The following is a 21693-nucleotide window of genomic DNA, read 5'->3' on the forward strand; positions in this document are numbered from 1 at the left end:
ACGGAGGGGACGCGATCCGATCGCGTCCCCTCCGTGATGAAGCAGGCGGAGATCACTCCGCGGCGGCCTCCTCGGACGCCTCGGCGGCACCCTCGGCGGACTCGCCCTCGGACTCCTCGTCCTCGACCGGAGCGGCCGGGACGGAGATGGCGACCACGAGGACCTCGGCGTCGGTGAGGAGCGTCGAGCCCTTCGGGAGGGTGACGTCGGCGGCGGTGATGTGCGCGCCCTCCTCGAGACCGTCGACCGAGACCTCGATGTTCTCGGGGATGTGCGTGGCCTCGGCCTCGACCTGGATGGTCGTGGCGTCGAGGTTGACGATGGTGCCGGGAGCCGGCTCGCCGGTCACGACGACGGGGACGTCGATGGCGACCTTCTCGCCCTTCTTCACGACCAGGAGGTCGATGTGCTCGATGATCTGGTGCACCGGGTCCTTCTGCACGTCCTTGACGAGCGCGAGCTGCGAGGTGCCCTCGATGTCGAGGTCGAGCAGCGCGTTGGCGCGACGGATGATCAGGGAGACCTGGTGACCCGGCAGCGCGACGTGCACGGGCTCGGTGCCGTGGCCGTAGATGACCGCGGGGATCTTGCCGGCGGCGCGCAGACGACGGGCGAAGCCCTTGCCGAAGCTGCTGCGCAGCTCGGCGTGGACCGTGGTGTCTTCAGACATGAGGTTCTCCTTCGGGGCACGCAGCGAAGGCGCCGCGCGGTGGTCTTGTAATTGTGGACTCGAACGCGGACGCGTGAGGAAAGCCACCGGGCTTGCTTCGCCGCGTCGATCACGGACGTTCGCGCACGCGCAGAAGCGTCCCTCGCCGAGGTACGACTCCATGGTACCGGATGACCCGATAGGCTGAGGACACCGGTCCCCTCTGCAGAAATTCGGAGTACCCCCATGCTCGACGCCGCGTTCCTCTCTCACGTCCTCCTCTGGGTGATCGGCGCCATGTCGCTGTGCGCCGCCGTCGCCACCGGGGCCGCCCTGTTCTCCCTCGGCCGCTCGGGCTACCGCAAGGACTGAGGCTCCCCCGGCGTTCCCGTCACCGCGGTGAGCGCCTTCCGGATCGCCGTCACTTCCTGCGCCAGCGGGAGCGCGGCATCGACCCGGACCCCGGACTCGTCGCCCGTCAGGGGCTCCCACGCCTCGAGCTGGGAATCGAGCAGCGAGGCCGGCATGAAGTGATCGGGCCGATCGCCGAGCCGTCGTGCGAGCGTCTCCCGCGCCACGCCGAGCTCGACGAAGACGGCCTCCGGCGCTTCCGCCCTGATGGCATCCCGGTAGCGCCGCCGCAGCGCGGAGCACGCGACGACGATGTGCGTCTCGGCGGCGAGGGTCCGTCCGACCACCCGCAGCCACGGCATCCGGTCGTCGTCGTCGAGGGCGATGCCCGCCGCCATCTTCTCGACGTTGGTCAGCGGATGCAGGTCGTCCCCATCCACGAAACGGGCCCCGAGGTCCTCGGCCAGCGCGGCCCCCACCGTCGACTTCCCGGAGCCGCTCGGCCCCATCACGACGATGCGCACGCTCATGCCGTCCTGCCGTCGATCCTCAGTAGAACTCGACCGTGTCGACCACGGCACGCAACTCGCGTCCGTCGAGCAGCCGGGTGGCGTTCTCGGCGAATCGCCGCGCGATGCGCTCCTCCTCCTTCGAGCTGAGCGCCGCGGTGTGCGGGCTGACGAGGACGCGGGGATGCGCCCACAGCGGGGACTCGGCGGGCAGCGGCTCCTGCTCGAACACATCCAGACCGGCGAAGCCGACGCGGCCGTCGTCGAGCGCGGAGAGCAACGCCGTCTCGTCGACCACGCTGCCGCGCCCGACGTTGGTGAGGATGACCCCGGGCTTCACCGCCCGCAGGACCTCCTCGCCGATGAGGTGCCTGGTCTGCTCCGTGCCGGGCAGCGTGACGACGATCGCGTCGACCTCCCCCACCGCGTCCACGAGTTCGTCCAGCGCGATGAGGCGATCGACGCCCTCGACCGGGCGGCCGGAGCGGCTGGTTCCCCACACCCGGGTGCCGAGAGCGTGGAACCGGCGGGCGCACTCCGCGCCGATGCCGCCGAGTCCGACGACCAGCACGGTCATCTCGTCGAGCTGGCGCATCTCCCAGCGATCGGGCCAGACGCGCCGATCCTGGTCCGTCCGCAGGCGCGGAAGGTCCTTCGCTCCGGCGAGCACAGCGAAGAGGGCGAACTCGGCGAGGGTGCCGCCGTGGACGCCGGCACTGGTGGTGAAGACGATGCGGTCGAGATCGGCCCGGTCGAGCCCCGCCGCCTTCACGGTGCTGCCACCGCCGGCCGCCGTGGTCATGACCCACCGCAGCCGCGGATTCGCGGACACCGTCCGCGCCAGCGCGTCGGGGTCGACGTCGGGAATGCCGAAGAGGACGTCGGCCGAGTCGACGAGGTCGTCGAACGCCCGCTGCTGCTCCGGCGTGCGCGCGAAGTCAGGATCGCCCGACCAGTCGGCCGGGCCGCGCATGGGAGGCACCAGGGCTGCGTCGTGGATGACCTCGAGCCGCGGCTCGAGCTCCTCGATGAGCCGGCACAGCTCCTCCGCCAACGGCACCGCGACGACGGCGCGGACCTTCTTCTCGGACTCCGTCACGACCGACTCCCTCCAGCTCCTGTGCTCCCTTCAGCGTAGAGGCCCGCGGGCTCGCGACTGTCGGGCACCGCGGACGATGACGGCCCTGCGTCACGGGTGCGCCTCGATCCACCGCACAGCGATACGCTGAAGACAACCCTTCTTCACGATCGAGGAGCCTTCCGTGCCCGAAGCATCAGCGAACATCGGAGTCGTCGGACTCGCCGTCATGGGGTCGAACCTCGCCCGCAACCTCGCGAGCCGCGAGGGCAACACCGTGGCGATCTTCAACCGCAGCTACGAGAAGACGCAGACCCTCCTCGACGAGCATCCCGAGGCGGGCTTCCTCCCGGCGAAGACCTACCAGGAGTTCGCCGACTCGCTGCAGAAGCCGCGTACCGCGATCATCATGGTCAAGGCCGGAGCCCCGACCGACGCCGTGATCGACTCCCTCGTCGAGGTCTTCGAGCCGGGCGACATCATCGTCGACGGCGGCAACGCCTACTTCCCGGACACTATCCGCCGTGAGAAGGCCGTCCGCGAGACCGGGATCAACTTCGTCGGCGCCGGCATCTCCGGCGGCGAGGAGGGCGCCCTCACCGGCCCCTCGATCATGCCGGGCGGCTCGGACGAGTCCTGGATCACGCTCGGACCCATCCTGAAGTCCATCGCCGCGATCGCCGAGGGCGAGCCCTGCGTGACGCACGTCGGCCACGACGGTGCCGGCCACTTCGTCAAGATGGTGCACAACGGCATCGAGTACGCCGACATGCAGCTCATCGCCGAGGCGTACGACCTCATCCGGCGCGGCACCGGCAAGACGCCCGCGGAGATCGCCGAGATCTTCGCCGAGTGGAACCGGGGCGAGCTGGAGTCGTACCTCATCGAGATCACCGCCGAGGTGCTGCGGCAGGTCGACGCGTCCACCGGCAAGCCGCTCGTCGACGTCATCCTGGACCAGGCCGGCGCGAAGGGCACCGGTGCCTGGACCGTGCAGACCGCGCTCTCGCTCGGCGTGCCGGTATCGGGGATCGCCGAGGCGACGTTCGCCCGCTCCCTCTCCTCGCACCCCGAGCAGCGCGCGGTCGCCGCCACGCTTCCTGGCCCGGACGAGGAGTTCACGGTCCCGGCCGACGAGGTCGACGCCTTCGTCGAGGACGTCCGCCTCGCGCTCTACGCCTCCAAGATCGTCGCCTACTCTCAGGGCTTCGACGAGATCCGCGCCGGTGCCGCCGAGTACGGCTGGAACATCGATCTCGGTGCGATCTCCAAGATCTGGCGCGGCGGCTGCATCATCCGTGCACAGTTCCTGAACCGGATCGCAGACGCCTATGCCGAGACGCCCGACCTGCCCGTGCTGATGACGGCTCCGTACTTCGCCGAGGCGCTCACCCGCGGCCAGGCGGCGTGGCGTCGCGTGGTGGTCACGGCGGCGCAGTCCGGCATCCCGGCCCCGGCGTTCTCGTCGTCGCTGTCGTACTACGACGGCATCCGCGCCGACCGCCTCCCGGCCGCTCTCGTGCAGGGCCAGCGGGACTTCTTCGGTGCGCACACCTACAAGCGCATCGACAAGGAGGGCACCTTCCACACGCTGTGGTCCGGCGATCGCTCTGAGATCGAGGCCGAAGACACGCACTGACCTCGGGTCCACGAAGGGCCGGGCACCGCAGGGTGCCCGGCCCTTCGTGCGTCAGACGAGGATGTTGTGGTTGCGGCGGAACACGTTCTGCGGGTCCCACTGCGCCTTCACCGCCCGCAGACGCGCGTAGCCGTCGCCGTCGTACATCCCGGACACCGCGTCCGGTCGCTCGCGGTCGACGAAGTTGCTGTACTCGGCGAGGCGGCGCCCGACGATCCGCTGCGCGTCGGCGGCGGCCTTCTCACGCTGCTGCTCGTCGAGCATACCGGGGACGTCGAAGGCACCGGCCATGACGAACCACGTGGCGCTGCGCGCCGGGAAGGCCGTCTCCTCCTGCGGCACGTCGCCGAACGCCCCGCCGAGGGACCGGAGGAAGACGACCGAGGCGGGGAACTCCCGCCGATAGGCCACCAGCCGATCGATCGTCTCATCATCGAGGTCGGCGACGAGACCGTTCCCGCCGAGGAACCCGGGAGGAGCAGGAGCCTCGCCGCCCTCGGGCTGCGGCATCTCCATCAGGACGTCCCGGTAGGCGGGCTCGGTGATCTCCGTCGTGACACCGTCGAGCGCGGTGATCGGCGCGAGCTCCACACGCAGCGCCTCCGGGTCGGGCCCGGCCCACACGGCGGTCAGCCGGGCACCGGCCGGAGCGCTCGGGTCCATGGGCGGCACGTCCATGTACGTGACGGTCAGCTCGCGCGGGGCATCGCGGAGGAGTTCGCGCGCGGCCCGGAGCACGGCCGTCGCGTCGCCGTCGACGACGGACTCGGCCAGTGCGATCCCCGGCAGGCGATGCGCCTCGAAGTCGAAACGGGTGACGATGCCGAAGTTGCCACCACCGCCGCGCAGCGCCCAGAACAGGTCGGGATGCTGCGTGGCCGACACCTCCACCACGTCTCCGCTCGCGGTGACGACCTGGGCGCCGACGAGCTGATCGACGGCGAGGCCCCAGGCGCGCACCATCCAGCCGACGCCGCCGCCGAGGGTGAGACCGCCGACGCCGACGCTGGCCGTGTCGCCGGAGCTCAGCGCGAGGCCGTGGCCGGCGAGGGCTGTCGCGACATCGCCCCAGACGGCACCGCCGCCGATGCGCACGGCCGTGCCGTCGACCTCGATCGAGGAGAGCTCCCCGAGTTCGAGGCGCAGACCGGGAGCGGGGGCGTGGGACCAGGGACCGTGGCCGCCGGAGACAACGGTCAGGGGGACAGCCTCCTGCGCGGCGGCGCGGACGAGCGCGGCGACCTCGGAGACGGTGGAGGGACGGTGGACGGTGGGCTGTGCGGATTCGACGTGGTCGATCATGAGCACACGGTAGACCCGGGGTCGGACATCTTGCACCCCATCTCCCAGAGAACCCATAGCCCGCTCCATAGAAATCACATAGGAAGTTCCGCAGAATAGAGGCATGACCAGCGACCTGCCCGAACTGCGCCGCCCCGACGGCTCCCCTCTGCGCATCCTCGCCGTGGACGACGAGCAGATGCTCACCGATCTGCTCGCCATGGCCCTGCGCATGGAGGGGTGGGAGGTGCGCACCGCGTCCTCCGGCCTCGAGGCGATCCAGGTCGCGAAGGAGTTCGAGCCGGACGCCCTCGTGCTCGACATCATGATGCCCGACCTCGACGGGATGGCCGTGCTCAAGCGCCTCCGCGAAGCGGGCAATCTCGTCCCCGTCCTCTTCCTCACGGCGAAGGATGCCGTGGGCGACCGCGTCGCCGGGCTCACCGCCGGGGGCGACGACTACGTGACCAAGCCCTTCAGCCTGGAGGAGGTGATCGCCCGGCTCCGCGCGATCATCCGGCGCACCGGACACGCCAGCGCCGACGACGGGCAGTCGATCCTCCGGGTCGCCGATCTCACGCTCAACGAGGACAGCCACGAGGTCGTCCGGGACGGCGTGGAGATCGAGCTGACCGCGACCGAGTTCGAGTTGCTGCGCTACCTCATGCGCAACGAGCGCCGGGTGCTGTCCAAGGCGCAGATCCTGGACCGCGTCTGGAGCTACGACTTCGGCGGCAAGTCGTCGGTCGTGGAGCTCTACATCTCCTACCTCCGGAAGAAGATCGACGCCGGGCGCACGCCCCTCCTGCACACCGTGCGCGGCGTCGGCTACATGATCAAGGCCCCGCAGTGAGCGGAGCGACGGTGACGCGACGGCCCATGAGCCTGCAGACGCGGCTGATGACCGCGGTGATCGGGTTCGTGTCGCTGATCCTCGTCATCGTCGCCGTCATCACCAGCGCCACCCTCGGCAGCACGCTGGAGGACCAGCTCGACAACAAGGTGAAGAGCTACGCAGCGACGATCCGGGACGGGATCGTGGAGCGGGTCGCGCCCTCTGAGGCGACCGTCGACAACATCCTCCCCCTCCTCAACACCCGCGTCCCCGGGCTGCTGCTCTCGCTCGGGAGCCCCGTGGCCGGACCGAGCGGCGTCACGTTCCAGGAGAGCCGTGGGGCGTTGAACAGCACTCCGCAGTCGCTCACCCCCGAGCAGTTGCAGAGGTTGTACGGCACGGTCGCGCTCGGCACCCCTGCCACGGTCTCGTTCGACGACCTCGGCTCGTATCGGGTCGTCGCGACCACCGCGAGCAACGGCGTCGTCGTCGTCACGGGACTCCCCCGCGACGAGATCCAGCATCAGCTCACGCAGCTCCTCACCGTGATCCTGCTCGCGACGGTGGGCGGCCTGATCCTCCTCGCCCTCACCACGGCGGTCACGATCCGGGTCGGGCTGCGGCCGCTGCGGGCGGTCGCGGCGACCGCGACGAGGGTGGCCAATCAGCAGCTCGACCGCGGCGAGGTCAGCATCACCGAACGCGTGCCGGCGAGCGAGGCCGATCCGCGAACGGAGACCGGGCTCGTCGGCGCCGCACTCAACAAGCTCCTCGACCACGTGGACACGTCCCTCTCGGCGCGGCAGAAGAACGAGGAGCAGATGCGCCGGTTCGTCGCCGACGCGAGCCATGAGCTGCGTACGCCCCTGGCCTCGATCCGCGGGTACTCGGAGCTCTCGCTGCGGGCGCTGCGTCAGGCACCGGAGGCGACGAAGGAAGACGCGGTCATCGAGGGCACGACCTCCTCCTTGGAGCGCATCCAGGCGCAGTCGCTGCGGATGACACGGCTCGTGGAGGACCTCCTGCTCCTCGCCCGTCTCGACGAGGGACGCGAACTCGTGTACGGCACGGTCGACCTCGCCCAGCTCGCCCTCGAGGGCCTCTCGGATGCGCGGCCGACGGCGGTCGATCATCACTGGAACATCGAGGTGCCGGACGAGCCGGTCACCGTCGTCGGGGATGCCGGGCGGCTGCATCAGGTCGTCGCGAACCTGCTGGCCAATGCCAGGACCCACACCCCCGCGGGGACCACGGTGACGCTGAGCGTGGCCCGGGAGGGCGACGAGGCCGTGCTCCGCGTGCACGACGACGGCCCGGGGATCGATCCCGCCCTCCGCGACGAGCTCTTCGCCCGTTTCGCCCGCGGGGACAGCTCCCGCGCCCGGCAGACCGGAGGGACCGGGCTCGGTCTCGCGATCGTCAAGGCCATCGTGGAGGGCCACCACGGCCGGATCTCGGTCGAGAGCGAGCCCGGCGACACGACCTTCACCGTCCGTATCCCGCTGACTCCTCCCGGCGAGACCCCTGACGCCTGACCCCGGTCTCCGTCCTTTCTGTCGCACACCCGCACGACCCGAACCCGTCCGCACGACCTGAACCCGTCCGCACGACCTGAACCCGTCCGCACGACCGATCCATCCATCCCCTCGTGCACCCGTCCCCGGGTCGTGCAGGTGTCTCCGGTCGACGTCCGAGGTCGAAACCGCACCGTGCACACCCGCACGACCCGACCCCACCCGCACGACCGATCCGTCGATCCCGTCTCGCATCCGTCCCCCGGTCGTGCATGAGTCCCGCCTGGTCTCCGCGGTCGAGACCAGTCCGCGCCCACCTGAACGACCCGAACCGGTCCGCACAACCGATCCGTCCGTCCCCTCGTCCATCTGTCCCCCGGCCGTGCAAGTGTCCCCCGGTCGTGCAAGTGTCCCCCGGTCGTGCAAGTGTCCCCCGGTCGTGCAAGTGTCCCCCGGTCGTGCAAGTGTCCCCCGGTCGTGCAAGTGGCCCCCCGGCGGTGCATCCGTCCCCGGTCGTGCGGGCCCATCTGACCGGACTTCACATAATCCCGTCGGACTGTCCCGTCTGCACGATCCGGGCGCGGATGCACGATGAGACCGGGGATTCCATCGTGCGGGTGTCGCGGGGTCGTGCAGGTGTCGCAACGTCCCCGGGCCGACGGACGGAAGACGATCCGCGTCAGTAGCCGGCGAAGGCGTCCGTGGTGAGGGAACGGGCCTTCTGCAGCGCGGGCGCGAGGTCGGCGATGAGCCGCGGCGGGCCGGAGATGAAGGCGTGCCGCGCCGGGAGGTCCTCCACCGCGCGCTCCAGGGTCTCCGCGTCCAGGCGGGCCCCCTGCGCCCAGGTCCAGTGCGCGGGAAGATCGTCCGGCTCGTCGCGGGTGAACACCACCGTGCGCACCCCCGTCGCGGCGAGCTCGTCCCGGAAGGCGAGCTCGTCCGCCGAGGACGCCACGTAGACGAGGACGATGTCGCGCCGCTCCCCTGTCGCCTGGAGCTGCCGGAGCTGCGATACGAACGGCGTCACACCGATGCCCGCCGCCACCATGAGCACCGGCTGCTCGCCGCGCGGGAGGATGAAGTCGCCCCAGGTTCCGGTCACCGCGAAGGTCGCCCCGGGCTCGGCTGCCGCGAGAGCCCGCTTGTAGCTCGACGGGTGCTGCTGGTCACCGTTCTTGTACGCGATGCGAAGGGTCGGCAGATCGGCCGGAGCGGACACGATGCTGAACTCGCGGCGCGTCCCCCGCGCGTCAGGGCGCCGATGCGGGACATCGAGCTCGAGGTACTGCCCGGGGAGGAACCGCACGCGGCCCTTCGCCCGGAACGTGAGCTCCTGCGCGGTCGGCGTCACGAAGGCACGGCGCTCCAGGACCAGACGCACGGACCCGCGGAGCGCGAACGCGAAGGCCACGAGGTTCCCGATGAGGAGGGCGCGCTCCTGCCCGAGCGTAAACAGACCGGCCACCGAGATCGGCCACCCCGCGAGCACGCCCACCACGGCGGCGACGACGAGCTGCTGCCGACGACGGGGCGGGAGCGTCAGCGGCTCCGACAGCATGAACGCCCCGAGGAAGAGGAACGGCGACTGAAGCACCGCGAACGACAGCGCCGTCACGACGTCGAACGAGACGCCGAACTGCACGGCCTGCACCGCCTGCCGCACGATCGAGGTGGCGACGGCGATGACGAGGAAGAGCAGGACGACCCCGACCTTCTCCGTACGCCACAGCACGGCGAGCCCGAGGAGGACGACGGGGATCACGAGAACCGGGGTGCCGACCCACCACGACGAGGAGGTGCCGAGCCAGCTGAACGCGTCGAACGCCCCCAGGATCGATACGACCGCAGCACCGAACGCCGCCGGGTTGAAGATGTGCCGCCCCCGCCACGCGATGAGGTACTTGGATACGCTGGCCACCGCGCCCGCGATCGCGAGGCCGAGCAACGCCGACGGCTCGATGCCGGGACGCAGCACGAACAGCAGGATGAGGGCGGTGACGAGCGAGGACTCCACCCGCCAGGGCAGGCGGAGGAGGCGCTGCGCGACCGCGTCCACGGCGGAGATCACGACGGCGAGCACGAGGAAGGAGGCCACCAGCTCCCCCGGCGTCGGAGACACGATCACTCCGAACAGGGAGAGCACGAGCGCGATGAGGGCCAGTGCCGTCAGCGCGAACAGCACGAGGCGGTACATCGACAGCGCGCCGAGGACGGCGAGGACGCGCTGGCGGGTGGCGGCGAAGGCGGTGGTCATGGTGTCGTGTCTCCCCCGGTTCCAGCGGCAGCGGCGGGTGCCGCGGTGAAGAGCTCGGCGCGGCAGCCGGGCGAGCGCTGCACACGGCCGTCGGTGGTCATGCGCACCCACTCGACGCCCCAGCGGACGGCCAGCTCCGGGCCGCCGTCGAAGAACAGCGCGGTGGCCACGGCGTCGGCGGTCATCGCCTCCGGGGCGAGAGCCCACGTCGCGGCCCAGGTGCGGATCGGGCGTCCTGTCCGCGCGTCGAGCACATGATGGAGACCGTCTCCCCATGCCCGTCGGTTGATGGCCGAGGCGCACAGCGCACCATCAGCGACCTCGACAACACCGATCGCCTTCCGCGCATCGAACGGGTGCTCGAGCGCGATGCGCACGCTGGCCCCTCGAACGCGGATGTCTCCACCGGCGTCCACGACCACGTCCCCGGGGAGGTCAGCCAGCACCACCATCACACGATCGACGAGGCGTCCCTTGCCGAGAGCGCCGACATCGAGCAGAGCGGGCGCAGAGGCGTCGATCGCCCCGGCGGACCACATGAGCCGCGAGGTCCAGGTCGCCGGAGCGGCGCGGGGATCGCCGGCCTGCAGCGAGTAGGTGGCGTCGTAGCCGAGGGCGACAAGGCTGTCGGCGACCAGCGGATTCACCGCACCGGCCGTGGCGGCGTCGAGCTCGCGATAGGCATCGAGCATCGGTCCCGCGTCCGGCGAGGACAGGCGACCGCCGGAGCGTCCGAGACGAGCCACGTCGGAGTCGTCTCGGAACCGCGACCAGGTGCGATCGAACCGCTCGATCTCGGCCGTCACGGCCGCGCGGACGTCATCCGTGAGCGGGGCGCCGGTCTCGATCTCCCACCCGGTGCCGATCGCCTCGAATCGCCACTGCCCCATGAGGACGCCTCGCGCCTAGGCGGCGGCCTGCTCCTTGATGGAGGCCACGGCGTCGTTGAAGCCGCCGCTCGTGAGCGAGGATCCCGCGACACGGCTGACGTTCAGCTCGTCGATCGGCTTCCCCACGACCTCGTCGGCGATTCCGTCGATGAACTCTCCCTGGTACCGCTCGGTCTCCGGGGCCTTCGGGTCGCCCGTGACCTCGACCTCCGTCACGACGCCGTCGGCGAGGGTGAGGGTGACGGTGATCTCCTCCACCGTCTCCGGGGTCTGGTACGAGCCGTCGGCGGTGTAGGTGCCGTCGGCGTAGGTGCCGGAGGCGTCTCCACCGGTCGACGAGGACGAGGTGCTCGACCCCGCGGTCTCGTCGGCGCCGTTCGAGGTGTCGGTGGCGTCGCCGGTCGACGAGCACCCGGCGAGGACGAAGAGCCCTGCGACCCCGAGGAGGGCGGTGCCCGTGCGGACAGAGGTCGGAACGGTCGTGCGGATCATGGGGTCCTCCGTGGTCGTCATCGGTCGACTCTTCCGTCGATGACTCGACCGTAAGCACCCCGGCTATGCACGGGCTGTGCCGTCCCGATGAGTTACGCGTCCCCGCCGAACATGCTCGTGACGGAGCCGTCCTCGAAGACCTCGTGGATCGCCCGGGCCAGCAGCGGCGCGATGGGCAGCACCGTGAGGTTCTCCCAGCGACGCGATGCGGACAGCGGGATGGTGTCCGTGACCACGACCTCGTCGATCGCCGCGTCCTGCAGCCGCTCGGAGGCCGGGTCGCTGAAGATCGCGTGGGTCGCCGCGACGATCACGCGGTGCGCGCCGTTCGCCTTGAGCGCCTGCGCGGCCTTGACGATCGTGCCGCCGGTGTCGATCATGTCGTCGACGAGGAGACAGGTGCGTCCCTCGACGGTGCCGACGATCTCGTGCACGGAGACCTGGTTGGCGACCTTCGGGTCGCGGCGCTTGTGGATGATCGCGAGCGGGGCTCCGAGGCTGTCCGACCAGGTGTCGGCCACACGCACGCGGCCCATGTCCGGGGAGACGACCGTGAGGATCTCCCGGTCTTCCGGGGTGAGGGTGCGCTCGAAGTGGTCCAGGAGCACCGGCTTGGCGAACAGGTGGTCGACGGGGCCGTCGAAGAAGCCCTGGATCTGGGCGGCGTGCAGGTCGACGCTCATCACGCGGTCGGCGCCGGCCGTCTTCAGCAGATCGGCGACGAGACGGGCGCTGATGGGCTCGCGGCCGCGGCCCTTCTTGTCCTGACGCGAATACGGATAGTACGGCGCGACGACGGTGATCCGCTTGGCCGAGGCGCGCTTGGCGGCGTCGATCATGATGAGCGTCTCCATGAGCCACTCGTTGACCGGCTCGCCGAACGTCTGCACGAGGAAGAGGTCGCAGCCACGGATCGAGACCTCGAAGCGGGCGTAGATCTCGCCCGAGGCGAAGGTGCGGTGCTCGACCGGAGCGATCTCGGTACCGAGCGAGGTGGCGACGGCCGCCGTCAGCTCGGGATGCGATCGGCCACCGGCGATGACCAGACGCTTCTTCGTCTTGGCGACGAGGCCGGGGGCCACGCCGTTGTCGCGATCCAGGTCGACCGTCTTCTTCTTCCGGGCCATGCTCCGCCTATTCCGCCGAATTCTCCCGGGCCGCGGCATCCGCCGCGCCCGTCCCTGCTCTGTTCTTCTCGACCCACCCCTCGATGTTCCGCTGGGGGGCCACGCTCATGGCCAGGGCACCGGCCGGGACGTCCTTGCGGACGACGGCGCCGGCGCCGGTCTTCGCACCAGGACCAAGCCTAACGGGCGCGACCAGCACCGTGTGCGAGCCGGTGTGCACCTCGTCGCCGATCTCCGTGCGGTGCTTGTTGACGTCGTCGTAGTTCGCCGTGATGGTGCTCGCGCCGAGGTTCACGCCACGGCCGATCGTCGCATCGCCCACGTACGACAGGTGCGGCACCTTGCTGCCCTCGCCGATCTCGGCGTTCTTCGTCTCGACGTAGGCGCCGATCTTGCCCTTCGGGCCGAGCACGGTGCCGGCGCGGAGGTAGGAGAAGGGGCCGACGGTCGCCTCGGCGCCGATCACGGCCAGGGTCGCATCGGTCCGGCGGACGACCGCGTCCTCCCCGACCTCGCAGTCGACGAGCGTCGTGTCCGGTCCGATCGTCGCGCCCGTGGCGATCGTCGTCGCGCGCAGGATCTGCGTGTTCGGGAGGATCGTGACGTCGGGGGCGAGCGTGGCGTCGTCGTCGATCCACGTCGTGGCCGGGTCGACGATGGTGACGCCCTCGAGCTGCCAGCGGCGCACGATGCGGGCGTTCAGGCGACGGCCGACCTCGGCAAGCTGGGCGCGGTCGTTGACCCCGAACGTGACCTCGACGTCGGACACGATCGACGCCGCGACTCGGTCGCCGTCCTGGCGCACGAGGCCGGGCACGTCCGTGAGGTACATCTCGCCCTGCGCGTTGTCGACACCGATCTTGGGCAGGTAGGTGCGCAGCGTGGCGGCCCGGAACACGTACATGCCGGCGTTGATCTCACTGACCGCCGCCTCCTCCGCCGTCGCGTCCTTCTGCTCGACGATGCGGTCCACGGTGCCGTCCGCATCGCGGATGACCCGGCCGTACCCGGTGGGGTCGTCGACGAGAGCGGTCATGATGGTCGCCGGCGCTCCGGAGGCGCGGTGCTCGGCGAGGAACGTCGAGAGCGTCTCGGCGTCGGCGAGCGGGCAGTCGCCGGAGAGCACGAGCACGTCGCCGTCGAAGTCTGCGGGCAGCGCGTCCACCGCGACCTGGACGGCGCGGCCGGTGCCCGGAACCTCGTCCTGGTCGATGAAGACGGCGTCCGGGTAGTCCTCGCGCAGCGCGGAGACGACCTGATCGCGCTCGTGCCGCACGACGACCTCGATGTGCGACGGGTGCAGCCGAGTGGCCGTCGTGAGCACGTGTCCGACGAGAGGGCGCCCGCTGATCCGGTGCAGCACCTTCGGCAGGCGCGACTTCATACGCGTGCCTTGGCCTGCAGCGAGGACGACGACGGCGAGGGTGTTCTCAGTCATGCTCCGCCGCCAGGACTCGAACCTAGACCTCACAGCTCCAAAGGCTGTCGTGCTGCCATTACACCACGGCGGACCGCGGTGCCCCGGGGCACCGCCCGATAAGTCTGCCACGTCCTCGCCCGTCTTCCTGTGCGTGAGGCGCACGCCGGGCGGGCTCGTCATCCGCGCGAAACACGGCTCTGCGATGCTGGGACGATGAGCCTCGTGATCGACCGTGTCACCGTCGCCACCCCCGAGATCGCGGCCTTCATCGCCGCACACCACGCAGAGATGGACGGCACCGCTCCACCCGAGAGCCAGCATGCGCTTCCGCTCGACCGGCTGCTGAGTCCCCGCATCCGGTTTTTCACGGGACGCGTCGACGGACGGATCGCCGCGACGGGCGCCCTCGCTGTCGTCGAGGACGGCCACGAGGAACTGAAGTCGATGCGCACCGATCCCGCCTTCCGCGGACGCGGGTTCGGGCGGACGATGCTCGGTCATCTCCTCGACGACGCCGGCGCGCGGGGCGTCCGGCGGCTCTCACTCGAGACCGGCCGCGACCCCTTCTTCGCCCCCGCGCGCGCGATGTACGCCGCTGCCGGGTTCCGCGAGGGCGCCCCGTTCGGCTCCTACCTCCCCGACCCGCACAGCGCGTTCCTCACGATGCTCCTCCCCGCGTCCTCCGCGGCCACGACGCCGCCGCACGCGATAATGAACGGATGAGCGAGGCGGATGAGGTCGATCGGATCGTCGGCGCGTGGAACACGCAGCGCCCCGACCTCGACTTCTCCCCCCTCGAGGTGCTGTCCCGCATGGACCGCCTCTCCCGACACCTCGACCGCGCCCGCCGCGAGGTGTTCCGCCGGAGCGACCTCGAGCCGTGGGAGTGGGACGTGCTGTCGGCGCTGCGCCGGGCAGGATCCCCCTTCCAGCTCTCCCCCAAGCAGCTCCTGCAGCAGACCCTCGTGTCGAGCGGCACGATGACCAACCGCATCGACCGTCTCGTCGGCCGTCGCTTCGTGCGCCGGGAAGCCGACCCCGCGGACGGCCGCAGCGTGCTCGTGACTCTGACCGACGACGGCCGGGTCCGGGTGGACGCCGCGATCACCCGGCTCGTGGACGCCGAGGCCGACCTCCTGCGCGCGCTCTCCCGCGCTGACCGCGACCGGCTGGCCGCCCTGCTGCGGAAACTGAGCCTCAGCTTCGACACCTGACCCGGACCCGGTGTGGTTCGGTCCGGTCCGGTGTGGTTCGTTCCGTCCGACCTGTCCGGTCTGTTCCGCCTGCACGATCCGTGCACGGCTGCCCGGGAGAAGTGGTCACCCCGTCGTGCATTCGGACCCGGGTCGTGCAGGCGTCGCAGGACCGATCCGACACGAGTCGTGCGATCGGGGAGGTCAGGGACCGAGGAGGAGGCGCCGGTTCTTGGCGGGGACGGTGTCCGGGAGCGCGCCGACGACCTCGGCGATCGACACCGCCTCCAGAGAAGCCCGCCAGGCCTCGTGGGCACGGCGCATCACGACGGCGAGTCCACACGGCGCGGTGCAGTCCTCCGGACGGGCGGCTCCTCTCCCCTGCTGACGGAGCTCACGGCAGACGTAGGGGTCGGCGGCGCCGTCGACCGCCGTGACGAGATCGAGGATGGTGATGCTCTCGGGGTCTCTCGCCAGGCGGAAGCCGCCGCGTGGCCCCGTGCTCCCGGTGAGGATTCCGGCGCGGACGAGCTTCGCGAGCTGCTTCGAGAGGTACGGCCCCGGTACGCCGAAGTGCTCGGCGAGCTGCGCGCCGGACACCGTCGACCCCGCGGGGAGCTGAGCGATCACCGCGACGGTGTGCAGCACCCATTCCGAGGTCTCGGGGAGTTTCACTTGCCCATCGTATCGGGACCGCCTTATTGTGGACACACAATATCCATGATTGAAGGAGCGGGCATGCGCATCGCGGTCGCAGGAGGAACGGGACGGATCGGGCGGCTGGTCGTCGAAGAGGCCCGGCGGCGGGGGCATGATGCGCTCTCGCTCAGCCGCAGCGAGGGCGTCGATCTGACCACGGGCGAAGGCCTCGCCGCCGTGCTCCGCGGGGTGGATGCGGTCGTGGACGCGACGAACCCGCCCGTATCCGACGTCGCCGATGCTGAGCGGGTGTTCACCACGCTCAGCCGCACGCTGCTCGCCGCCGAGGACGAAGCCGGGGTCGGCCACCACGTGGCGCTCTCGATCGCGGCGCTCGATCGCGTGCGCGGCAATCCGCACTATGCGGGCAAGCGCGCCCAGGAGCGAGAGGTCACGCGCGGCGCGGTGCCGTTCACCATCGTGCGGGCGACACAGTTCCACGACTTCCCCGCGATGATCGCCGAGTGGAGCATCGAGGACGGCGAAGGCGTCGTGCCCCCTCTGCTGCTGCAGCCCATCGCGCCGGCGGACGTGGCCGCCGCCCTCGTCGACGCAGCGGAGTCGCCGGCGCTCGGCGGCTCGTTCGACATCGTCGGCCCCCGCACGGAGGACGCCGTCGACATGGCGCGCCGCACTCTCGCCGCCTGGGGCCGCGACCTTCCGCTGCGCGCCGCGTGGAAGGGTGCCGCACTCGGCGTCGAGTTCGCGGGCGAGGTGCTGCTCCCCGGCGACGACGCGCGCACGGCGCCGACGACGTTCGACGACTGGCTCGCCGCCGAAACCCGCTGACACCCCGACCGGTTCCGGGCTGCCAGTCCGATCTCGCCGGTCCGGATGCACGACCAGGGTCCGGTCGTGGGGTGAGAACCACGGAATGATCGTGCAGGCGCAACCGGATCGTGCAACGGAGACGGACAGCGACCCTGTCTCCCGTCTGGCCCCCTCCGTTACGGATGCACGACCAGGGTCCGGTCGTGGGACGAGACCCCCGGAATGATCGTGCAGGCGCAACCGGATCGTGCAACGGAGACGGAAACGAGTGGCGGCCGCGGCCCACGGACCCTGCCCGAGCGGTCGCCTAGGCTGGAAGCACCCGGTCGCAGCCCCGCGACCCCTGCTCCGAAGGCCGAGACATGGGCATGCCCTCCCCGCTTCCCGTGCGCGACGGCGTCGGTGCGACCCGGCTGCACGTGCCGTTGACGGGTGCATGGCCCACCGTCGCCGCCTACATGGTCGAACGGTTCTTCCACCTCGATCCGGAGCGACTGCTCGTGCGCTTCGACCGCGGGGAGATCGTCGCGCGCGACGGCCGGCCGCTCTCCCGGGACACGCCACTCGGCGCCGAGGAGTTCGTCTGGTATTACCGGGAGCCTCCGGTCGAGAAGGAGATCCCGTTCGCCGAGGAGATCCTGCACCAGGACGAGCACCTGGTGGTCGTGGACAAGCCGCACTTCCTCCCCACCACGCCGGGCGGCAAGTACCTGCAGAACTCCGCCCTCGTCCGGCTGCGCAACCGCCTGGGCAACCCGGATCTCACGCCCATCCACCGCCTCGACCGGGCCACGGCGGGGCTGCTGATGTTCTCCGCCCGCCCTGCCACCCGCGGCGCCTACCAGCTGCTGTTCGAGGACCGCCGCGTGGAGAAGGTCTACGAGGCCGTCTCCGCGCGCCCGGCGGACTGGGATCCGTCGCGATTCCCGCTCGTCTACCGCAACCGGATCGAGAAGCTCCGCGGTCAGGTGTGCGTGCAGGTGGATGAGGACGGCGAGCCGAACTCCGAGACGCTCATCGAGGTCATCGCCGCCGACGACCGCGTCGTGCACACGCTTCTCCGTCCGCACAGCGGGAAGATGCACCAGCTCCGCGTGCACCTCGCCGCGCTCGGCCTCGGCATCCTGCACGACGGCTTCTACCCCGTGCTGCAGCCGGAGCAGCCGGACGACTTCACCCGCCCGCTCCAGCTCCTCGCCCGCGAGCTCCGGTTCGCCGATCCGCTGAGCGGGCAGGAGCGCACGTTCACCACGCGCCGGAGCCTGCAGGAGGCCCCGGCACGCTGATCGACCTCAGCGGCGCATGACCTTCCGCGCGAGTCGGGTGCCGAGCGTCTGAGCCACGTGCACGAACACGACGATGAGCAGCACGGCGGCCCACATCACGACCGGCTCGAACTGACGTCGGCCGTACGTCAACGCGAAGTTTCCGAGACCGCCCGCGCCGATGTAACCGGCCATTGCCGTCATGTCGATCAGCGCCACGATCACGAACGTGTATCCCAGGATCAGGGGTCCGAGCGCCTCGGGGATCACCACTGTGAAGAGGGTTCGCCACGGTCCGGCTCCCATCGCACGCGCGGCTTCGATGACTCCCGGCGAGACACCGACCAGATGCTGCTCGACGATCCGGCCGATGGCGAACATCGACGCCACCACCAGGGCGACGATGGCAGCGTTCGTGCCGATGCCGCTCCCCACGATGAATCGGGAGAACGGGATCAGGACGGTGATGAGGATCACGAAGGGGATCGGGCGGAAGAAGTTGATGAAGAGGTTCAGGACGGCGGAGACAGCCCGGTTCTGCAGCATGCCGCCCGGCCGGGTGAGATACAGCCCGACTCCGATCAGGCCTCCCAGCAGACCACCCAGCACCAGTGTCAGCGACACCATGTAAAGCGTCTCGACGGCAGCCGTCCAGAACTCAGGGCCCAACTCGATCAGACGATCCATCAGCGCACCTCCTCGTGGTCGATGTCCGTCACTTCGATGCGCTCCGAGATCCGTGCAAGCGTCGCATCGATGCGAGCGTCGTCCCCGCGGATCGCGAGCGTCAAGTGACCAAAGGCCCTGCCGCGGATGTCATTGATACCGCCGAAGACGAGCTCGAACTCCAATCCGACCTCGGCCAGCTCCAGGAAGACCTGCGCCTGGGACGGGCCGCCGTCGCGGAAGGAGAACGTCACGAGTCGTCCCTGATGCCGGTCACGCAGGACAGCACGCTCGGCCGGGGAGGGAACGCCCTTGACGACCGTACCGACGAATCGCTGCGACGCGGCATGCTGCGGGTTGGAGAAGACCTCGAACACATCTCCCTGCTCGATCACCCGCCCACGGTCCATGACGGCGACCTTGGTCGCGAGCGTCTGGATGACGTCCATCTCGTGGGTGATGACGACGATCGTGACGCCCTGCTCCTCATTGACGCGCTTGAGCAGGGAGAGGACCTCATGTGTCGTCTCCGGGTCTAGCGCACTGGTCGCTTCGTCGGCGAGGAGGATCGCCGGCCTGGTCGCGAGCGCCCGCGCGATCCCGACGCGCTGCTTCTGCCCTCCCGACAGGTGCTCGGGGTACGACCGTGCCTTGTCGCTCAGCCCCACAAAAGACAGCATCTCGGTCACGCGCGCGTCGATGTCGGCCTTCGACCATCCCGCGAGCTTCAGCGGATACGCGATGTTCGCCCGCACGCTTTTCGAGGAGAACAGGTTGAACTGCTGGAAGATCATGCCGATCCCGCTCCGCACTCGCCGGAGCTCACGCTCGCTGAGTGCCGTGATCTCGACTCCGTCGACGGTGATGCGGCCCGCGGAGGCCGGCTCCAACGCGTTGATGAGCCGCACCAGGGTGGACTTCCCCGCACCCGAATAGCCGATGATTCCGAAGACATCTCCCTGCTCGATCTGCAGAGACACATCGTCGACGGCGGTGATCTGCGTGCCGGATGCGGACGGCGAGGGGTAGCTCTTCGACACGTGCTCGAGGGAGACGATCGGCATAGGTTCTCCGGTCTTGAGGGAGGAAAGGGCGGGGTCGGCCTGAAGACGACGAATCGGGCGACGCGTCCGCGTCGCCCGATTCTCTCAGGTGAACCTGATCAACCGTTCGCAGCGACGTCCTTCTGGACGTCCTTCAGCAGCGAGGCCAGCTCATCTGCCGGCGTCTGCAGAGTGACACCGGTTCCTCCGGACGACTTCGCCAGCCCCTCCTGCACAGCTTCGTCGGTCTGGAAGATCTCGACGAGCTTGAGGTAGGTCTCGTTGTCGACGTCCTCGGCGCGAGACGCGAAGATGTTCACGTACTGGAGCGCGCTGGGGTCCTCCGGGTCGTCAGTGAAGAGTGCATCGTCGAACGAGAGACCGGCGTCCTCGACGAAGTCGTTGTTGATGATGGCAGCAGCGACGTCGGGCAGAGCCTCCGGAGTGAGTGCGGCCTCCAGCGCGGTGACCTTCACTGTCGACTTGTTCTCGTCCACATCTGCGAGATCGGAGAAGGCCGTGCCGCCGTCCTTGAGCTCGACGAGGCCAGCGGCCTGGAGCACGAGAAGCGCGCGGGCCTGGTTGGAGGCGTCGTCAGGAACCGCGACGGTCTCCCCCTCAGGAATGTCCTCGACCGAGTCGTACTTCGTCGAGTAGAGACCCAGCGGGTAGATCTGCGTCGAACCGATCGCCGCGAGGTCATCCCCCGAGGCCTCGTTGTACTGCGCCAAATACACGATGTGCTGGAACTGGTTGAGGTCGATCTCCCCCTCGCTCAGTGCCGGGTTGGGCAGCTCGTACGAGCCGAAGTCGACGAGTTCGACAGTGATGCCGGCGTCGGCCGCCGCGTCCACGAAAGCGGGCCACTGCGGGTCGCTCTCGCCGACGACACCGATCTTGACGGTCTTGTCCTCGGAGCCGCCGTCGCCGGAGCCCGCGTCGGACGAGGTGGCGCACCCGGCGAGGGCGACGAACAGCGGGACCACGGCGAGCGCGGCGAGGGCGGAGGTGGTGCGGCGGGACATGAGCAGGGTTCCTTCCTGGCGGGACTCGACAACGTTAGGCAGGAGGGCGCGCTGTCGCGGAATCGGGATGTCACACGGCGTCACAGCCGTGCGGGACCCTCCGTTGCTCGTGTGCATAGAACCGCCCGTAGCGCAGTCCCTACGGCGCCGGATCGTGTAAGACAAGGAAACAATCTTCGCTGGAAGTCGGTGCACGTGTTGGGCTCAACGCGCTCATCTGAGCGAAGGCGCCGTCTGGCGCCGCAGCAACGACCGGAGAAATCATGAACAGACACCAGAAAGCCGCAATCGCGGTCGCCGCAGCCGCGGCACTTTCCTTCTCCCTCACGTCAACCGCGTATGCGGCTGCCGAAGAGAAGCCTTCGTATGCGTCATCCACGATCGTCGTGTCAGACGTACGAACTGGAGAGATCGTCTACCAGCAGACGGACCAGATACCGGTTGATGAGGGCACCACTACAGCCACGATCGAGACGCGAGTTCCTTCTCCTCACGTTCCGGTAAACCCCGGCGTCGTGGCTCCACGCTCCTCGGTGGGCGGTAACTACGACAACGGATCGATCAAGTCGTCCATCACGATCACCTACAGTCTGAATAGCAGGGGCGATCAGATCCGGACGGAGAAGGTCACCGGTCGATGGACGCCAGATCCCGGGTTCGCCCTCCAGGGTCGAAAGGTAGAGATTTACAGCGGCGGAGGCTCACCGTCCATCATCAAGAAGGCCCCGCCGGCGAACACCTACAGTTACAACACGGGGTGGGGCTTCCAGACCAAGCCGCCACAGAACTCGCTCACTTCTCCCCGGGTGCTCGCCGAGGTGAAGTTCAAGCTCTCGGGAACCGGGAGCGCATGGTTGAAGTTGACACACTGGGTCGATCTTTCAGGCGTGTAACCGTTGCTATCACGGCGGGGCCGGTCGCAAGCATGCGCCCGGCCCCGTTCCGCAATTCCTGTCTGACCGGTAAGGGAACGACGAGATCGTCACAGCCGC

Annotated in this window: 22 protein-coding genes and 1 tRNA gene; 9 read left to right on the forward strand and 14 right to left on the reverse strand. The window is 69.6% G+C overall.

The features are described from left to right. Nucleotides 1-52: 52 nt before the first annotated feature. Nucleotides 53-670, reverse strand: coding sequence for a 50S ribosomal protein L25/general stress protein Ctc (locus tag WFJ36_RS11115; RefSeq protein ID WP_292790012.1), 618 nt, complete (start codon nucleotides 668-670; stop codon nucleotides 53-55). 225 nt (nucleotides 671-895) lie between these two features. On the opposite strand from WFJ36_RS11115, the gene WFJ36_RS11120 reads away from it, so the two are divergent. Further along, a complete protein-coding gene (locus WFJ36_RS11120; protein WP_255218687.1) occupies nucleotides 896-1021 on the forward strand; it encodes a hypothetical protein in 126 nt (41 codons plus the stop codon). Here the strand turns inward: WFJ36_RS11120 and WFJ36_RS11125 are convergent. Then, a complete protein-coding gene (locus WFJ36_RS11125; RefSeq protein ID WP_071329649.1) occupies nucleotides 1006-1530 on the reverse strand; it encodes a gluconokinase in 525 nt (174 codons plus the stop codon). The genes WFJ36_RS11120 and WFJ36_RS11125 overlap by 16 nt on opposite strands. A gap of 19 nt (nucleotides 1531-1549) precedes the next feature. Next, nucleotides 1550-2608, reverse strand: a complete 1059-nt coding sequence (locus WFJ36_RS11130; protein ID WP_336643298.1) for a D-2-hydroxyacid dehydrogenase — start codon at nucleotides 2606-2608, stop codon at nucleotides 1550-1552. 163 nt (nucleotides 2609-2771) lie between these two features. Here WFJ36_RS11130 and gndA point away from each other — a divergent pair, with 163 nt between their 5' ends. Next, nucleotides 2772-4226: an NADP-dependent phosphogluconate dehydrogenase gene (gndA, locus tag WFJ36_RS11135; RefSeq protein WP_071329647.1), complete on the forward strand. Its 1455-nt coding sequence runs from the start codon at nucleotides 2772-2774 to the stop codon at nucleotides 4224-4226. A gap of 51 nt (nucleotides 4227-4277) precedes the next feature. Here gndA and WFJ36_RS11140 read toward each other — a convergent pair whose 3' ends face one another. Next, on the reverse strand, nucleotides 4278-5528 hold the full coding sequence (locus WFJ36_RS11140; RefSeq protein ID WP_336643299.1) for an FAD-binding oxidoreductase: 1251 nt from the start codon (nucleotides 5526-5528) through the stop codon (nucleotides 4278-4280). Nucleotides 5529-5631: 103 nt separating this feature from the next. Between WFJ36_RS11140 and WFJ36_RS11145 the strand changes: the two genes are divergently transcribed. Together WFJ36_RS11145 and WFJ36_RS11150 are read left to right on the forward strand one after the other, a co-directional pair. Continuing rightward, nucleotides 5632-6360 (forward strand): response regulator transcription factor, encoded by a 729-nt coding sequence (locus WFJ36_RS11145; protein ID WP_025105641.1) that lies wholly within the window; start codon nucleotides 5632-5634, stop codon nucleotides 6358-6360. Nucleotides 6361-6386: 26 nt separating this feature from the next. Next, nucleotides 6387-7877 (forward strand): sensor histidine kinase, encoded by a 1491-nt coding sequence (locus WFJ36_RS11150; protein WP_336643300.1) that lies wholly within the window; start codon nucleotides 6387-6389, stop codon nucleotides 7875-7877. A gap of 658 nt (nucleotides 7878-8535) precedes the next feature. Here WFJ36_RS11150 and WFJ36_RS11155 read toward each other — a convergent pair. From WFJ36_RS11155 to WFJ36_RS11180, 6 genes are all read right to left on the reverse strand, one after another. Next, nucleotides 8536-10110: an FAD-dependent oxidoreductase gene (locus tag WFJ36_RS11155; protein WP_336643301.1), complete on the reverse strand. Its 1575-nt coding sequence runs from the start codon at nucleotides 10108-10110 to the stop codon at nucleotides 8536-8538. Next, nucleotides 10107-11000 carry an FAD:protein FMN transferase gene (locus WFJ36_RS11160; protein WP_336643302.1) on the reverse strand — a complete coding sequence of 298 codons (894 nt, stop codon included), beginning with the start codon at nucleotides 10998-11000 and terminating at the stop codon, nucleotides 10107-10109. The genes WFJ36_RS11155 and WFJ36_RS11160 overlap by 4 nt, the downstream gene beginning before the upstream one ends. 15 nt (nucleotides 11001-11015) lie before the next feature. Further along, a complete protein-coding gene (locus WFJ36_RS11165; RefSeq protein WP_071329730.1) occupies nucleotides 11016-11492 on the reverse strand; it encodes an FMN-binding protein in 477 nt (158 codons plus the stop codon). A gap of 92 nt (nucleotides 11493-11584) precedes the next feature. After that, nucleotides 11585-12619, reverse strand: coding sequence for a ribose-phosphate diphosphokinase (locus tag WFJ36_RS11170; protein ID WP_071329643.1), 1035 nt, complete (start codon nucleotides 12617-12619; stop codon nucleotides 11585-11587). Nucleotides 12620-12626: 7 nt separating this feature from the next. After that, nucleotides 12627-14057, reverse strand: coding sequence for a bifunctional UDP-N-acetylglucosamine diphosphorylase/glucosamine-1-phosphate N-acetyltransferase GlmU (gene glmU / locus WFJ36_RS11175; protein WP_292790029.1), 1431 nt, complete (start codon nucleotides 14055-14057; stop codon nucleotides 12627-12629). 1 nt (nucleotide 14058) lies between these two features. Continuing rightward, a tRNA-Gln gene (locus tag WFJ36_RS11180) sits at nucleotides 14059-14130 on the reverse strand. A gap of 56 nt (nucleotides 14131-14186) precedes the next feature. On the opposite strand from WFJ36_RS11180, the gene WFJ36_RS11185 reads away from it, so the two are divergent. Further along, complete coding sequence (locus WFJ36_RS11185; RefSeq protein WP_336643303.1) at nucleotides 14187-14762, forward strand: GNAT family N-acetyltransferase; 576 nt, start codon at nucleotides 14187-14189, stop codon at nucleotides 14760-14762. Then, the gene (locus WFJ36_RS11190; protein WP_025105633.1) at nucleotides 14759-15253 is read left to right on the forward strand and encodes a MarR family winged helix-turn-helix transcriptional regulator; all 495 of its coding nucleotides are present in this window, start codon (nucleotides 14759-14761) and stop codon (nucleotides 15251-15253) included. Before WFJ36_RS11185 ends, WFJ36_RS11190 begins: the two co-directional genes overlap by 4 nt. A 183-nt stretch (nucleotides 15254-15436) precedes the next feature. Here the strand turns inward: WFJ36_RS11190 and WFJ36_RS11195 are convergent, their stop codons facing one another. After that, on the reverse strand, nucleotides 15437-15907 hold the full coding sequence (locus WFJ36_RS11195) for an RrF2 family transcriptional regulator (RefSeq protein WP_071329640.1): 471 nt from the start codon (nucleotides 15905-15907) through the stop codon (nucleotides 15437-15439). Nucleotides 15908-15970: 63 nt separating this feature from the next. On the opposite strand from WFJ36_RS11195, the gene WFJ36_RS11200 reads away from it, so the two are divergent. Beyond that, nucleotides 15971-16720 (forward strand): SDR family oxidoreductase, encoded by a 750-nt coding sequence (locus WFJ36_RS11200; RefSeq protein WP_336643304.1) that lies wholly within the window; start codon nucleotides 15971-15973, stop codon nucleotides 16718-16720. Nucleotides 16721-17064: 344 nt separating this feature from the next. Beyond that, nucleotides 17065-17988, forward strand: a complete 924-nt coding sequence (locus tag WFJ36_RS11205; RefSeq protein ID WP_336643305.1) for a pseudouridine synthase — start codon at nucleotides 17065-17067, stop codon at nucleotides 17986-17988. A 6-nt stretch (nucleotides 17989-17994) separates the two neighbouring features. On the opposite strand, the gene WFJ36_RS11210 is transcribed toward WFJ36_RS11205, so the two are convergent. The 3 genes from WFJ36_RS11210 to WFJ36_RS11220 form a co-directional block, all read right to left on the reverse strand. Continuing rightward, on the reverse strand, nucleotides 17995-18654 hold the full coding sequence (locus WFJ36_RS11210) for a methionine ABC transporter permease (RefSeq protein WP_021198776.1): 660 nt from the start codon (nucleotides 18652-18654) through the stop codon (nucleotides 17995-17997). Then, entirely contained in the window at nucleotides 18654-19697 is a 1044-nt protein-coding gene (locus WFJ36_RS11215) for a methionine ABC transporter ATP-binding protein (RefSeq protein WP_071329637.1), read from the reverse strand. The genes WFJ36_RS11210 and WFJ36_RS11215 overlap by 1 nt, the downstream gene beginning before the upstream one ends. 98 nt (nucleotides 19698-19795) lie before the next feature. Beyond that, complete coding sequence (locus WFJ36_RS11220; protein WP_071329636.1) at nucleotides 19796-20701, reverse strand: MetQ/NlpA family ABC transporter substrate-binding protein; 906 nt, start codon at nucleotides 20699-20701, stop codon at nucleotides 19796-19798. 263 nt (nucleotides 20702-20964) lie between these two features. Between WFJ36_RS11220 and WFJ36_RS11225 the strand changes: the two genes are divergently transcribed. Then, complete coding sequence (locus tag WFJ36_RS11225) at nucleotides 20965-21594, forward strand: hypothetical protein (RefSeq protein WP_336643306.1); 630 nt, start codon at nucleotides 20965-20967, stop codon at nucleotides 21592-21594. The last annotated feature ends 99 nt before the right edge of the window (nucleotides 21595-21693 follow it).

It is taken from the genome of Microbacterium sp. MMO-113 (assembly GCF_037148555.1).
In the GTDB taxonomy this organism is placed as follows: Bacteria; Actinomycetota; Actinomycetes; order Actinomycetales; family Microbacteriaceae; genus Microbacterium.